Source organism: Streptomyces sp. B21-105, from assembly GCF_036898465.1.
GTDB lineage: Bacteria > Actinomycetota > Actinomycetes > Streptomycetales > Streptomycetaceae > Streptomyces.
The window spans coordinates 1,038,496-1,052,670 of the sequence record NZ_JARUMJ010000001.1 but is presented as its reverse complement, the minus strand read 5'-3'; the positions used below and the strand labels follow the sequence as shown (position 1 = coordinate 1,052,670).

Below are 14,175 nucleotides of genomic sequence, written 5' to 3'. Positions count from 1 at the left end.
GCGAGTTGCCGCTCGCTCCGCGTGGCCGGGCGGTGAGCTAGGTGTGCCGGGGCAAAGGGGTACCTCCGTGAGGTGGGGCAGGGGAGTAGTCAGCGGCGGTGTGCGCCGGGCGGTTCAAAAACAGTAGGCCCAGATCGGCGGTTGACCAAAAAGCTGGCGTGAGGTATCGGAATCCGGCACCTCACGCCAGCTTTTTGGTCGTCGGCGTTTTCGCCTCTACAGTTTTTGGACTCCCCCCTCGCCTTCCTCGGTCTGTGGCCCTGGGCTTCTGCATGCCCACTTCCGGCCCGCGAGGATTTCTGTGCGAGGCGGTGAGTTCTCTCCGCGACTCCGCACCGAATAGGGGTTCCTCTTTGCCTTTTTCCCTGCACCAGGGCGACGCCCTCAATGTTCTCGCCGGCCTTCCGGACGGCTGCGTCGACTCCGTCATTACCGATCCGCCGTACAACTCGGGCGGTAGGACCGCGAAGGAGCGCACCACCCGCTCCGCGAAGCAGAAGTACACTTCCGCCGACGCCCAGCACACCCTGCCGGACTTCACCGGCGAGAACATGGACCAGCGCAGCTACGGGTTCTGGCTGACGCAGATCATGACCGAAGCCCACCGCCTCACCAAGACCGGCGGGACCGCTCTGCTGTTCACCGACTGGCGTCAACTCCCGATCACGACGGATGCGATCCAGGCGGCAGGGTGGCTGTGGCGCGGGGTACTGGCCTGGCACAAGCCGCAGGCCAGGCCCCAGAAGGGCCGGTTCACCCAGAACTGTGAATTCATCGTCTGGGCCAGCAAGGGGGCGATCGACGGCTCCCGGAACCCCGTCTATCTGCCCGGTCTGTACTCGGCCTCGCAGCCCTCGGGGGCGAAGCGTCAGCACATCACGCAGAAGCCCGTCGAGGTGATGCGCGAGCTGGTCAAGATCAGTCCTGAGGGCGGTACGGTGCTCGACTTCTGTGCCGGCTCCGGCTCCACGGGGGTGGCCGCTCTGCTGGAAGGCAGGGACTTCATCGGCGTGGAGAAGACCGAGCACTACGCGGCGATCGCGGCTGACCGGCTCACCGAGACGATCCGCGAGACCCGCACGCAAGACGACGTGGTTCTCACCGCCTGAGCCGCGAGCGCGCTTCCCGTCAAGGCGACCGGCGCCCTAGTCGGCAATCCGGCGAAAGTGGACTTGTCACCCGTCGGCGGTCCGAGCATTGCCGCTTCCGTCTTCCTTACATTCCGCGTCTCGTAGGAGGCCCAACTTCTTCATGCCCGAACCCATAAAACCCCCTGACGATGGGGAGTTGGAGCCGGTACGCATTCCCGATCCACAGCTGGAAGGAATCGAGGCGAGCGTCCGACGGCTCATGGAGCAGTCGGCGCAACAGGCGCAGCAACTCGACCACCTCGCGTCCGCCCCGGAGCCGAGCGGATCGCCGTTCGCCGCGTTCGGCATGCCGGGGCTCGGCGGGCCGCCTGCCGCCGCTCCGCCGGAGCCCCGCCCGATCCTGGAACTCGACGGGGAGGAACGCGAAGACGAACTCGACGCCTTGTCGGACTGGATCGACGACTTCTTCCTCCCGGTGTACGGGTCGGAGGTCACCACCGCAGCGCCCTGGTGCCTGCAGTGGCAGGAGCACGACGACGTCGTGGCCTGGCTCCACGCCCTGTGGCTCGCCTACCAGCAACACAAGGACCCCGAAGCCGGATTGAGCGGCCTGTTCGTGTGGCACCGGGACTTCCTCACCCACGCCCTTGCGGCCGTCCGCGCACCGGGCGGTCCGCTGTCGGCCTGCATGACCTCTCCCGACCGGCCCGCGCACCGCCTTCTGCCCGGCCCGCCGCCGTCCGCGCGCACGGAGACGGCGTCCACGGCGGAAGCCGACGGGCCTGCAGAGCCGACGTCATGACCGCGGGACAGGGACAGCCCGCCTTCGGACTGAGCTTCGACCCCCGCGCGCTGACCGATCTCCTCCAAGCCCCCAGCGATATCCGCGACCTCACCCTCGCCTACCTGCAGGAAGTCGTGAACGCACAGCGCTTCGGACTGCGCCTCGACGGTGACCTGGAGGGCTACCGCAAGTTGTTCGTGGACTCGCGCAAGGACTGGCGCGTCGTCTACGGCGTCCGCCCGGCGCCCGCGGAGTCCGCGCACCCGAAGGAGATCCACGTCGTCGCTATCCGGCCGCGCGCGGGCAACGACGTCTACGACGAGGTCGGCCGCCGCCTGGGGATGACCCGCCGCCCGCTGAGCGCCCGCACCCACGCGGCACGCTCCTGCTCCCCGCAGCTGACCACCCACACTCCCGCGCCCCGGCCCGGTCCACCGCCCACCGCAATGCCGGGTCTGCCCCGTCCCGCACACAACCCCGCACACCACCACACCCGCTGAACGCACGGAACCTCGCCTATGCCCCCTGAACCCGCGCCGACACCAGCCCGGCGTGCGGTCTCCCCGCTCGACCACCGCCTCGAAGCCGCCACAGGCCACGACATCGACACCCTGTGGGCCTACCGCGACCGCGGCATCCTCGACGAGCCACACTCCCACCTGGTCGACCAGCACCGCGAGCTAGCCAAGACCCAGACCGGCGTCACCTTCTACCTCCGCCTCCTCCACTGCCTTTCCAGCGGCGAGTTCGACGTCAACGACGCCCTGTTCACGCGCCTCGACCGCACCGTGGACCAGCTGGAGAAGGCCGCCGAAGCGCGGAACGCCGCCGCCGAGAAGGTACTCGCCGCCCTGGAGCCCATCGAGGCCGCCGCAGCGGCCCCGGCGCCCGGCGCGCAGCAGCTCTCGACGGACGACCAGGCCGCGCTGCTCGCCATCGCCAGTGGCGCCAAGCTCTACGAACACCTGCTGACCGGCCGGATATCCGTCACCGCCGCCTCCGGCACCCGCATCCCACACGCCAAGCTGCAGCGACTGGAGGACGCCGGCCTGGTCGTGAGGGATACCGACCACCCCGTGCACGCCGGCCAGCCGGTCGCACTCACCGACGCCGGACGCGCCGCGCTGTTCGCCGCCCGGCGGACCCCCACGACACGGACACCCACGCTCCCGGCTCGCCCCGGCACATCGCCGTCCACCCCGGTGCAGCGGCGCTGAACTCCACCGAAAGGCCCTTGTTGCCCCCTACCGAACCGGCGCCGGCCCGGAAGCCCATCCCCCAAGTCGACTTCGAGCTGGACGACTTCGATGCCGACGAGGAGGTGTACCTCGACTTCTACCGCCAGGTCGCCGTCCACGAGGACATGCTCGTCCCCCTCGCCGCACACCACACTCCCAACGGCGCGCACAGCTACTACGTCCTCTTCGACCGCACCGCCACCTGGGGACACTCTGGTATGCCGCAGCTGCTCGCCGTGCATCTGCAACGGGACCGAGAGAAGCGGACGTTCACCTTCGAGCAGGCCGGCGTGCCGCTGCCCGCGATGGCGCAGTCCTGGCTCGTCCACCGCGGCTGCCCGCAGGACGCCATCGGCCTCGACCCCGAGCTGGGGCCACCGCCGGCAGACGAGGCGACTCGTGCGCTGGAGCGACGCCTTGCGGGCGACGGCGACCACTACGCCATGGGCTACTCCTACACCCGCGACGACCCGGACGACATGGTCACCGTCGTGGCACTGCGCGCCCTGGACGAGCGAGCCCCCAGCCCGTTCCGCGTCGTGGTCGAGGAGGTCGACACCGACGCGTGGACGCACACCCTGCGCGAGGGCGGCTTCGACACCGTGGGCGAAGCCCTGCAGTGGTGCGACGACCGGCTTACCGGCGAGGCCGGCCCCCTGCCGCCGGTCCGCCCGGCAGCCGCAGCCAGCCGCCCGGCCGTCCTGCCGAAGGCCCCTGCTCCACGCCCGCCCGGCCGCTCGCGCTGAGCGCCAAAGCCGACGCTGGCGGCGCAACATAGCCGACGATCGCCGGTTAGCCAAACCGGCGATTCTCCGGACTCTTATACAGCCGCCGGGACAACTCCCGCGGCGCCATTCCACGCAATCCCTATGCCTTCACGGAGGTTTCTTCCGCATGCGCTCCACACGAATTGCCATATCCGCGGCGATGCTCGGCACGCTCGCCCTGCCGGTGCTCTGCGCCACCACCGCCAGTGCGGCACCCGCCGCGGTATCTGCGGCCCCCGCGAGCAGCTGTTCGTCCCTGCCGCCGCTGCCGTACAAGGTCCACGCGTCGGCTGTGACCATCCGGTCCAAGGCCACCACGAAGTCCACCGCGCTCGGCGTGCTTTACAAGAGCCACAAGTTCACCGTGCACAAGAAGAGCGGCAACTGGCTCTACATCACGGACAGGTCGACCGGCGTCAAGGGCTGGGTGTCCGGAACCTACGTCTACCGCGATACCCGTATGTGCCTGGACTGACAGGTATTCAGCAGGTGCCCGTAAGCGGCTGAGCCGCCGGGTACGGCCGCCCCCTCGCATTCCCCCCAGGCACCGGTCTTTCTAGAAAAGGAGTTTCTCTTTTGTCCGACGGCATATCCGATGAGGCTGAGGATGTCGTGGGCGTGCTCACCGAACGGATCGAAGCGCGCTTCGCCATGGACATGGACCAGTTGAAGGCCGCGGTCGCCGCCGCGCCGACCGTGAACCCTGACGCCACCGACGTCGTCAAGTGGCACGGCCTTCTCGTCGAGGCCCAGTCCCTGCTCGAGCGCGCGGAGGACGACCTCCTCGCCGCGCTGGAAACCCAGCCCAGCGAGGTCGACGACCCGACGATGGGCCTTGCCCACAGCGTGAACGCGGCTGTCACCGCACGCGACGGCCGGGCCCTGGTCGTGCGGTGGCTCCTCGACCCGGACGCTCCGGGCAAGAAGGACCTCGCCGCCGAACGGCTCGCCCGCCTTCGCCCCCGAACCGGGCCCGCGGTGCAGACCAGCGCTCCCCACCGACCCGCGGGTACACCCGCGCCGGCGTCGGCGGGGCGGACAGGAAGGCCCGTCCGTTGAGGAGGGTCAAGTCCAGCACGATGGACGGCGACCTGGAGAAAGTCTTCGGGAGCCCCGTTTCGAAGCTGTACGAGGCGGCAGTGGGCCACGATGCCTCTCCCGCCCTCGCCCGTGCCCTGGAACTGCGTTCCTTTCTGGCTCTGACCGAGGAGCAGGTCGCCCGCGTCCGCGACCGCGTGTGCGCGGACATGGATCCGGACCGCGACATGGGCGAGCTGTCGGCCGACAAGCTCCGCTTCGACGCGCAGTGGCTGGAGGCGGCGCTGGACGCCCGCAACGGCTACCGCGCCGCCCTCGGCGAGCTGCTGCGCACCATGCCTCCACCCGACCAGCGGGCCCGTCCCATCCGCACGGCACAACTCAGGGTCACCGCAGCCCTACCCCCGTCCGCCGCCCCGGCACTTCAGCGTGCCAGGGCGGCCCGGGCCCGCCGACCGTGAAAGCCCCCGCTTGTCTCACCTCACGTCCACCGAGATAGCCGGACGGATCGAGGACCTCTACGGCGCGCCGCTCGCCGACCTCGAAGCCCACGCCCAGGACCAGCCGCCCGGCATGCTCTCCGCCCTGCTCGGCATGCACCACGACCTCGCCCTCGCCGAGCGGAGCATCGACTTCCACCGCGACCACCTCGCCCGGCTCATCCACCCCGAGCGGCAGATCGGCCGACACGAGGTCTCCCATCTCCTCGATGGCTCCCGCCAGCTCGCCGAAGCCGTCGCAGTCCGCGACGTCCAGGCCAAGTCGGTCGCCGCCGTTCTGCAGAGCCTGGCCCGCGTCCCGGCCCCAGCCCCGACCCCGCCGACTCCCTCGCCACCCGTTCCGGCTCCACCACTTCCGGCCCAGAGCACCGCACACAGCCGCTGATCCGCTGGCAATTCCCCTTTACTCACCCAGGAGTTCCTCCCCTTGGCCATCACCGCGCTGCCTCCCGACACCGATGCCGACATCGCCCGGGTCACCGAGGCCCTCGCTATGATCACCCCGCGCTGGAACGTGAGGATCCTGCTGGCACTCTCCGGCCCGCCACAGCGTTATAGCGAGCTGGCGGCCAAGGTGTCCTGGTTGCAGAACGGCCAGCTCCATCCCAAGCTCAAGTCGCTGTGCGACGCCGGGCTCGTCGAGCGCACCGAACACACCGCACGGCATGTGACCTACGGCCACACCGAGCGTGGGGTCGCCCTGCTGCCGGTCCTGCCGGTGATCGTCACCTGGGCCGAGGAGCATCTGGAGAAGGCGGACCGCCCGCTGCCCGCGATCGAGCAGATCGAGGACAGCCTCACCCTGCTCACCCGGCGGCACGCCGCCGCCATCCTGTGGGTGCTGAAGTCCCGCGAGGAGGTCAGCGGGCGGGCCCTGGCCCGGATCGTGATGCCCAGCAGCGACTGGACCAACGTGTACCCGCCGCTGCGACAGCTCGTCGCCGACGGCCTGGTCGACACCGAGGGCCTCGGCCTGCCCTACCGGCTGTCCGCGGCGGGCGACGGTCTGAGCCCCGTTCTCGGCGCCCTGTCCGCATGGTGTGCCGGACAGCCCCTCAACCAGGCGGCCCAGCACCCGGTCTGGGGGCATCCGCAGGCGAAGCTCGCGCCGAGGCCGTGGGTCAGCAGCCAGTCCCGGCCGGCCCCCGTAACCCTCCCGCAGGCCCGGACGGGTGAGTCCTCTCCGGCGTGGCACAACCGCGATCTCTTCTCCCATGCCACGGCCGCCCGGCCGAAGGCAGCCATCCCGGCGGGAGGTCCGCGCCGATGACTACCTTTTTCACCTCTGCCGAAGTACGCAACGCGGTCGAGCTGCTGGCTTCGCGTTCCTTGATCCGCCTGGTCACCGAGATCGACGACAACGGGGCGATACCGCCGCGACGGCTGGCCGGTACCCTCCCCGACCTCTCCTCGCACCAACTGCGCCGCGCTGCCGAAGCGGCCCGCGCCCACGGTCTCGTCCGGACCGCGCCCGGCGCCGGCCTGGAACTCACCGAGTTGGGTTCGGAGTTGGCCGACCTGTACGACGCGGCTGCGCGCTGGGCTCGACGCCATGCCTACCCGGCACCGGTTTGCGAGTTCAGCAGTCGTGTCCGCCACGTCCTCGACCTCCTGGCGCCCTCGCTCGCGACCGAGCGCGCCGACGGCCTGCCGCAGCGGGCCGCCGCCGCGCGGCTGCCCAGCGACGAGGCCGAAGCGGACCTTGTCCGTCCCCGCACCCTCCTGATCCAGTGGCTGGCCGGCAACCCCCAGATCACCCAGGTGTCCGAGCCCGAGCCGGCCGCGTGAGCACAGCGGCTGCACCCCGGAATGCACGCCACACCGCCGGGCTGATGCGCAGCATCTACCTGCCGCGCACGGCGGACGCTCTCGCGTTCGCGATGTCCACCTACGGCATCCCGCTGCTGGTCCTGGCCACCACGCGCTCCTCCGCGCTGACGGGCGCCGCGTTCGCCCTGGAGTGGATCCCGCGGCTGGCGGCGTTCGGGTGGGCCGGATCCATCGTCGACCGGCGCGGGGCGGCAGTCGTCTTCCATCTTGCCTCCCTGGGGCGCGCGCTGGCCCTCGCCGCCGGCGCGGTCTTGCTCCACTGCCACCCGTCCGGCACCGTGGCGACCGCAACGGTGTTGGTGCTGGCGGCTACGACCGGCGTGCTCACCGAGTTCAGTTACATCGCGGCCGAGACCGCGGGCGCCGCCGCCGGCCGACGGGCAGGAAAGCGGGCCCACCGCGTCCAGGCGGCCCTGCTCGGCATCGACCAGACCGCGACCCTGGCCGGCCCCGCCCTCGCCGGACTGCTCCTGCTCGCCGGGCCGCCGACGATGCTCGCGGTGATCACGGTGCTCTCACTTCTCGCCGCGATGCTCGCCCTGCGCACACCCCCCTCACCCGTTGCCCCGGCCCGCGCGCCGAAGGGACAGTCCGGCGCCGGACTACTCACCGGGTGGCGCACCATCCGCTCTCTTCCGGCGCTCGGCTGGCTCGTGACCGGGCTGACCCTGTCCAACCTGGCCACCGGGCTCCTCCAAGCGGCCGGTCCGGTAATCGTTGTCAAGCATTTCGGGCAGTCCACCACGGCCGTCGGCCTGGTCTGGTCCGCAGCCGCCGCAGCGACGCTCCTCAGCGTCACGCTCTGCCGCTTCGCGCTCGACCGGCGGGGCCTGTGGCCGGTCGGCGCCGCCTGCGCCGCCCTCGCCTCGCTCGCCTGCCTCGCCGCCGCCCAGGCCCCCGACTACCTGTCCTACCTGGTCCTGGTCGCGGTCCTCATGGCGGCCGACGGCGGCATGACGGTGGTCCTGCGCACTCTGCGCTCCCGCCTGATCCCCCCGGAGAAGTTCGGCAGCACCCTGTCGGCGACCATCCTCGTCCTCCTGCTGCCCTTCCCCGTCGCCGGCGTACTCACCGCGCTCACCCCGCCCGACGCGCTGGGCCACGTCATCACCGTCTGCGCCGGTCTGCAGGCCCTCGGCCTGTTGTACGCGTTCGCCCGCCTGCGCACCGATCCCGCCCTGCGCACCTGACCCTGCCGCGCTTTCCCCAGCCTTGGAGAACCTCATGCCCACCACGATCCTCGGGACGAACCGCGAGAGCGGTCGCACCATCACCGAACAGTTCCACGCCTTCGACGCGCACAATCCGAACGTCTACCGCGCTCTGGAACGCATGGCCGCCCGCCGCCTCGCCGCCGGTGCCACACGGGTCAGCCTCAAGGACCTCTTCGAAGACCTGCGCCGCCAACTCCCGTACGGGGTCGCCGGGCTGAACAACAACTTCACCGCCCTCTACGCCCGCCGCCTGATCGACGACCACCCTCGCTGGGCCGGCGTTTTCGAGCTGCGCCGCCGCCGGGCCGCCTGAGACACACCTTTTCTCTTCCCTCGTCCTGCCGCCTACTGACTCGGAGAACCCCTTCTTGTCCGCTCGCCCCCTCGTACTCGTCGTCTCTGCGGGCGATGAGGCGGATCGCGGCTACTGCCTTGAGCAGGTGGCCTCCGCGTACGACATCGTCCTGCTGACCGGCGCCGAGCCGTCGTGGGAGAAGCCGCACATCGTCGACCACGCCGTCGCCGACCTGAACGACACCACCGCGCTGCTCTCCGCCGGCCGGGCTCTGGCGGAACGACACGCCCTTGCCGGCGTCGTCACCTGGGACGAATGGAACCTCGTCCCCACCGCCCGCCTCGCCCGCGCCCTCGGTCTGGCCGCGAACTCCGTCGAGGTGATGCGGGCCTGCCGCAACAAGGCCGCCGCCCGCACGTTGTTCGCCCGCCACGGAGTGCCGTCGGCCGCCTCGATGAAGGCCCGGAGCTTGCAGGAGGCTGAACTGGCGGCGAGGACTCTCGGTTTCCCCGCCGTCCTCAAGCCCGCCGCAGCGGCCGGCAGCATCGGCGTGATCCGCATCGACCGGCCCGAAGAACTGCCCGCAGCATTCGAGTTCGCCTCAGCCGGCGCACACCGCAGCCGCGAGGACAGCGGCGTCCTGGTCGAGGAGTACCTCGACGGACCGGAGGTCTCCGTCGAATGCGTCACCCACCGCGGCACCACCACCGCCGTCGCCGTGACCCGCAAGCGCCTGGGCCCCGCACCCTACTTCGACGAGACCGGCCACACTGTCGACGCTGCTGATCCGCTCCTCGCAACGGTGGCGCCGACCGCCGCTGCTGCCATCAAGGCCCTGGGAATCACCGACGGCGTGCAGCACGTCGAGATGCGCCTGGTCGGCGGCCGGCCCCGGCTGATCGAGGTCAATGCACGCCTGGGCGGCGACATGATCGGCCACCTCGTCCACCTGGCCACCGGCGTCGACCTCGCCCGGGCCGCCGCCGACATCGCCTGCGGACATACCCCCGACCTGACGCCCACCCGCCGCCAGGGGGCGGCGATCCGCTTCGTCTACCCCGCCTACTCCGGCACCCTCACCGCCCGCCGCCTGAAGGCACACGTCGGGGGAGTGGAGCGCGTGCGCTTTCAGCGACAGGCCGGCGACCCGCTTGTACTGCCACAGGACGGCGGCGATCTGTACACCGCCCGCATCGGCTTCCTGATCACCACCGGGCCGACCGCTGCCGTCGCCGAAGCCCGCGCCCAGGAGGCGTACCGCAACCTCGACATCCAGGTCGCCCCCGTCCCGCCCACGGCCCTGACTACCGGCCAGGGCGCCGCGTGAGGCAGACCGCAGTACCCGAGCTGGTGCGCAGCCGCCGCCTGCTGACCGGGTACTTCGCCGGACTGGGTGTGGTGATGGCCGTCTTCGGCGCGCGTATGCCAGCCGTTCAGAACGCCGCCGAGGTGACTACCGCCGGGCTTGCCCTGGTCCTGCTGGCCGCCGCCCTCGGCATGGTCGCCGGACTCCAGGCAGGCGGACGTCTCGCCCGCCTGGCCCGTCTGCCCGCGCTGCTGACCGGAGGTGCCATAGCCCCCGCCGCCTGTCTTGCCGTCCTCGGGCTCTGCTCCAGTCTGGACAGCCTCCTGGCAGCGGCGTTCGCCTTCGGCATCGCGCACGGCGTCCTCGATGTCGCAGCCAATGCCGCAGCGGTCCGCTGCCAGGACGCCCACGGCCGCCCCATCATGGGCCGGCTGCACGCCAGTTACAGCCTCGGCGCCCTCCTCGGCGCCGCACTCGCCGCCACCACCGCCCACTCCTCACACACCGTTCTGTTCGCCGCGGTGGCAGTTTGCGCCGCTGCTGCGGCAGGCGCGACCACGCGACTCACCCGCACCGTCGCCAGCCCCGCACTCGAGCCCGTCCACCGCGGCGCTGCACCGGGCTCATACGAGCAGAGGAGGTTGTCCCGTCGCCGATTGTGGCTGCTGGGCGCGCTTGCTGCCGCCACGCTGCTGGGCGAAGGAGCCGCTGCCGACTGGGCCTCCGTCCACCTGCACGACCTCGGCGCGACGGCCGCGACCAGCGCCGCGGCGTATGGCTGCTACAGCGCAGCCATGGCCGCAGGCCGTCTCGCCGGAGACCGGCTCACCGCCCGCTTCGGCGCGGCCACCGTCGTGCGCACCGGCGCCGCTTTGGCCGCGCTCGGCCTCGCCACCGGACTGGCCGGCTCCACCACCGCCTCTGCCCTCTCCGGCTGGACGGCCTTCGGCCTGGGCCTGTCCGTCACGATCCCCAGCCTGATCACCGCCGCCGGCACCGGCGGACCCCGCGCGGTCGCCACCGTCGCGGTCACCGGCTACGTCGGCCTGCTCGCCGGCCCCGCCCTCATCGGCGCTCTCACCACCGTCACCGCACTGCCGCACGCGCTGCTGCTGCCCGCCCTCCTCGCCGCAAGCGTTGCCGTGCTCGCCCCCAAAGCCCTGGAGAAAACGACCCCTTGACCCGCACCTCCGCCTCTCCGACCGGCGTGGACGCCCTGATCCTCGACTACAACGGAGTCCTCGGTCTCCAGCCCAGCACCGCCATGTGGACCCGTCTCGCCGACCTCGCCGAGTGGCCCGACCGGCATCTCCGCTCGTTCCAGGACGCCTTCTGGGCTCCCCGCAACGCGTACGACGCAGGGGAACTGAGCGATCTGGCCTACTGGGCCAAGGTCCTCGGACACCATCCCGGCCCACGGTGGCTGCGCACCCTGCGGGCAGCCGACACCGCCATGTGGACCCGCACCGACCCGCGCGTCCTCGATGTCCTGTACCGCGCCCGGGCCGCGGAGCTGCCGATGGTGCTGCTCTCCAACGCCCCGGCCCACCTCAGCGACGTCCTGGACGCCACCGTCTGGCGGCGCGAGCTGATGGACGACGCCTTGTACTCCGCCCGCCTGGGCCTGTGCAAGCCCGACCCTGCCGTGTACGAACACGCCCTGGCCGCCACCGGCGTCGCCGAGCCAGCACGCGTGCTGTTCGTCGACGACCGCGAGGACAACTGCCGGGCCGCCGCCCAGCTGGGCCTGCGCACCCTCCACTACACCGGCCAACCCGCCCACCTGGAACGGCAGTTGCTGCCCACCCTCGCGGGCAGCACCGGTTCCTGACCGCGCACCGCGCCGCTCACCCCCAGGCCCCAACCATCAGGACTTTCGTGCCCGACACAGAAGAGATCGACGGCGACGTCTACGTCTCCCCCCGCTACCTCGCCGCCAGCACTTACACCGGAGACCCGGCTCTGGAGCCGCTGCTCGCGCTCGGCTTCGACCTGCGTCACGACGACCTCGGCAACGTATATGTCACCGCGCCCGACCACCGCGTCCGACTCGGCTATCTGCCCGAGGGAGACGACGACGGGCTGTGGCGCATCAACGCCTACAAGGACTCGTTCGGCCCGCCAGTGTGGGGTGTCTGTTTCAATGACCGCGTCCCCACCGAGTTCGTCCGCGCCTTCACCACCGCGCTCGCCGAGGCGTACGAGCGTGGCCCGGACGCCTACCTCGCCAGGCCGGCCGCAGGGGGCGACGAACACGATCCCTTTCTGGCTGTCGTGCCCCTGCTGAAACAGAGCTGGGAGATCGACCACCCACGCTGGGGCGTCTTCGCGGTCCAGTCCCCCGACGGGCTCGCCGGCCTGGAGTTCACCACCGGCGACCTCGATCCGGAAACCGAGCTGACTACACGCGACGCCCGGTGGCAGATGTGGGCGGGCAAGTCCATCGACCGGTCCGTCTGGTACGCCACGGCCAGTACCGACACTCCCGTAGCCCTGCTCACCGCCGTCACCCAGTGCGTCGCCGATCGGGCTCCGCTGCCCCGGTGGCGCGAGGAGACCTTCAGCTACATCAAGGGCATGGCCCAGCTCACCCCGATCCTTCCGCCCGGACCGCCGGCCCCCACCCCGCTCGACGTGGCGCGGGCCGCCGCGTCCCGCCGCCCGGCCGCGCTCCCCGCGGCCAGCGTCCCGCGCTGGAGCACCACCAGCCGACCGGCCCTGCCCGGTCCACGCCGATAGGACCAGCCCGACCCCTACCGGAGACCCCTCTTTGTCCCTGCAGGCCCCCGAGTTCTTCGCCGAGTTGTGCCTCCCCTTCGACAGCACGGTCGTGGGCAACACCTACTTCGCCGCTCCCGTCCCCGGCGCACCGCTGCGGCTGCGCATCGACTTCACCCGCACCATCCACGCGGACACCTACGGCGGCCTACGCCTGGCGGTCGTCCACCCGGACCGCGGCGAGATCGACGCCGTCGCCCTCGGCTTCCTCGACCACGGCACCTTCCACCGCCGCGACGAAGCGACCAACACCCGGCCGAACACCAAGCAGCACGGCACCTTCGACACGTACCACCGCCCCGGCCGGCCCCCGTGGGAGGGAGCCGTCACCACCGGACTGCGCGACGCCATCGAGCAGTACACCACCGTCTGGTTCCCCGGCGCCTGGACCGCGTCCGCGCCGAGCCGCGCCGCAGCCCGGACCGCGCACACGGCTCCCGCCATGCCGGTCACCCGCAGCGGCACCCGCGCCCGCTGAGCCGCGCCCCCACCGCCAGCCCGGCGTCCCGCACTCTTCCAGCAGGAGCCCTGCCCGTGATGAGCCACCCCTTTGAAAACCTCGACCCCGCCCAGACCGTGCAGGTCCTTCCCCGCCACCTCGCCGGGCCCGGCGCCGTCGACCCGCGTACCGCATGGGCCTTCCCCTACGACGAGGGCTGGCCGTTCGCCCAGACCGACGACGGCACGGCCGCCGCGTTCAGCCCGTGCCTGCGACTGCAGACGACCTACGACCCCCAGCCCGACCAGCGCGGCAAGGGCACGTGGACCGTCAGTGCGCACCGGGCCCCGTTCACCCCACCGGCCTGGCGGATCACCTTCGACGCCGCCACCCCTGTCGAGCTGCTGCACGACGTCCACACCGAACTGCTCGACCTCTACCTCGAAGACCGGCACAGCGACCACGATCGGCTGTTCCGGGACGAGACGGCACCGCACGAGGTGTACGTGCCGCTGCTCACCCGAGGGTGGAGCCACGACGTCAAGACCGACGGCACACAGACGTTCCTCACCCCGGAGGGACTCGGCGGCCTACGCCACCGCTACGCCATCAGCGGCTCCAGCGGGCCGGCCTGGCGGGCCTGGGGTGGGCACCCCAGCGAGCCGCACTGGACGGCGCGCTTCTCGTTCGGCACGCCCACCACGCTCGTCGCGGCCTTCACTGCCTCGCTGATCTCCACCGAGCCACTGCACCGCACCGTCCAGGACGTTCCCGTCCACACCCGCAGCGCCCTCTACATCGCCACCACGGCACCGAAGCAGCCTCACGGCAGCACACCTATCGCCCCGCCACCTCCCGCCCCGGTTGCCGGCCGAACCCGCTGACCTTCCCCACC

Annotated in this window: 19 protein-coding genes; all 19 read left to right on the top strand. The window is 71.3% G+C overall.

The window, feature by feature from the left end:
• Positions 1-353 precede the first annotated feature (353 nt).
• The 19 genes from QA802_RS04495 (at position 354) to QA802_RS04405 (ending at position 14,164) form a co-directional block, all read left to right on the top strand.
• Entirely contained in the window at positions 354-1,109 is a 756-nt protein-coding gene (locus QA802_RS04495) for a DNA-methyltransferase (RefSeq protein WP_329407286.1), read from the top strand.
• A 241-nt stretch (positions 1,110-1,350) separates the two neighbouring features.
• The gene (locus QA802_RS04490) at positions 1,351-1,893 is read left to right on the top strand and encodes a DUF4913 domain-containing protein (protein ID WP_334534322.1); all 543 of its coding nucleotides are present in this window, start codon (positions 1,351-1,353) and stop codon (positions 1,891-1,893) included.
• A complete protein-coding gene (locus tag QA802_RS04485) occupies positions 1,890-2,375 on the top strand; it encodes a hypothetical protein (protein WP_329407284.1) in 486 nt (161 codons plus the stop codon). Before QA802_RS04490 ends, QA802_RS04485 begins: the two co-directional genes overlap by 4 nt.
• 18 nt (positions 2,376-2,393) lie before the next feature.
• The gene (locus QA802_RS04480; protein WP_329407283.1) at positions 2,394-3,092 is read left to right on the top strand and encodes a hypothetical protein; all 699 of its coding nucleotides are present in this window, start codon (positions 2,394-2,396) and stop codon (positions 3,090-3,092) included.
• A 17-nt stretch (positions 3,093-3,109) separates the two neighbouring features.
• Complete coding sequence (locus QA802_RS04475; protein WP_334518276.1) at positions 3,110-3,859, top strand: hypothetical protein; 750 nt, start codon at positions 3,110-3,112, stop codon at positions 3,857-3,859.
• Between the two features lie 181 nt (positions 3,860-4,040).
• Entirely contained in the window at positions 4,041-4,355 is a 315-nt protein-coding gene (locus QA802_RS04470; RefSeq protein ID WP_319648464.1) for an SH3 domain-containing protein, read from the top strand.
• Positions 4,356-4,456: 101 nt separating this feature from the next.
• A complete protein-coding gene (locus tag QA802_RS04465; protein ID WP_061334511.1) occupies positions 4,457-4,939 on the top strand; it encodes a hypothetical protein in 483 nt (160 codons plus the stop codon).
• Positions 4,936-5,379: a hypothetical protein gene (locus QA802_RS04460; protein WP_329407279.1), complete on the top strand. Its 444-nt coding sequence runs from the start codon at positions 4,936-4,938 to the stop codon at positions 5,377-5,379. The genes QA802_RS04465 and QA802_RS04460 overlap by 4 nt, the downstream gene beginning before the upstream one ends.
• A gap of 10 nt (positions 5,380-5,389) precedes the next feature.
• Positions 5,390-5,803, top strand: a complete 414-nt coding sequence (locus QA802_RS04455) for a hypothetical protein (RefSeq protein ID WP_329407277.1) — start codon at positions 5,390-5,392, stop codon at positions 5,801-5,803.
• A gap of 42 nt (positions 5,804-5,845) precedes the next feature.
• The gene (locus tag QA802_RS04450; RefSeq protein WP_319648380.1) at positions 5,846-6,688 is read left to right on the top strand and encodes a winged helix-turn-helix transcriptional regulator; all 843 of its coding nucleotides are present in this window, start codon (positions 5,846-5,848) and stop codon (positions 6,686-6,688) included.
• Positions 6,685-7,206 carry a regulator gene (locus QA802_RS04445; protein WP_329407275.1) on the top strand — a complete coding sequence of 174 codons (522 nt, stop codon included), beginning with the start codon at positions 6,685-6,687 and terminating at the stop codon, positions 7,204-7,206. The genes QA802_RS04450 and QA802_RS04445 overlap by 4 nt, the downstream gene beginning before the upstream one ends.
• A complete protein-coding gene (locus QA802_RS04440) occupies positions 7,203-8,438 on the top strand; it encodes an MFS transporter (protein WP_329407274.1) in 1,236 nt (411 codons plus the stop codon). Before QA802_RS04445 ends, QA802_RS04440 begins: the two co-directional genes overlap by 4 nt.
• Positions 8,439-8,472: 34 nt before the next feature.
• Entirely contained in the window at positions 8,473-8,775 is a 303-nt protein-coding gene (locus QA802_RS04435) for a hypothetical protein (protein WP_329407272.1), read from the top strand.
• Between the two features lie 55 nt (positions 8,776-8,830).
• Positions 8,831-10,084, top strand: a complete 1,254-nt coding sequence (locus tag QA802_RS04430) for an ATP-grasp domain-containing protein (protein WP_329407270.1) — start codon at positions 8,831-8,833, stop codon at positions 10,082-10,084.
• Positions 10,081-11,244: an MFS transporter gene (locus tag QA802_RS04425; RefSeq protein ID WP_334518272.1), complete on the top strand. Its 1,164-nt coding sequence runs from the start codon at positions 10,081-10,083 to the stop codon at positions 11,242-11,244. Before QA802_RS04430 ends, QA802_RS04425 begins: the two co-directional genes overlap by 4 nt.
• On the top strand, positions 11,241-11,894 hold the full coding sequence (locus QA802_RS04420; protein WP_334518270.1) for an HAD family hydrolase: 654 nt from the start codon (positions 11,241-11,243) through the stop codon (positions 11,892-11,894). The genes QA802_RS04425 and QA802_RS04420 overlap by 4 nt, the downstream gene beginning before the upstream one ends.
• 47 nt (positions 11,895-11,941) lie before the next feature.
• A complete protein-coding gene (locus tag QA802_RS04415) occupies positions 11,942-12,802 on the top strand; it encodes an SPDY domain-containing protein (protein ID WP_329407265.1) in 861 nt (286 codons plus the stop codon).
• 31 nt (positions 12,803-12,833) lie between these two features.
• Complete coding sequence (locus QA802_RS04410) at positions 12,834-13,319, top strand: hypothetical protein (protein ID WP_329407263.1); 486 nt, start codon at positions 12,834-12,836, stop codon at positions 13,317-13,319.
• A gap of 59 nt (positions 13,320-13,378) precedes the next feature.
• Complete coding sequence (locus tag QA802_RS04405) at positions 13,379-14,164, top strand: SPDY domain-containing protein (RefSeq protein ID WP_329407261.1); 786 nt, start codon at positions 13,379-13,381, stop codon at positions 14,162-14,164.
• Positions 14,165-14,175 lie beyond the last annotated feature (11 nt).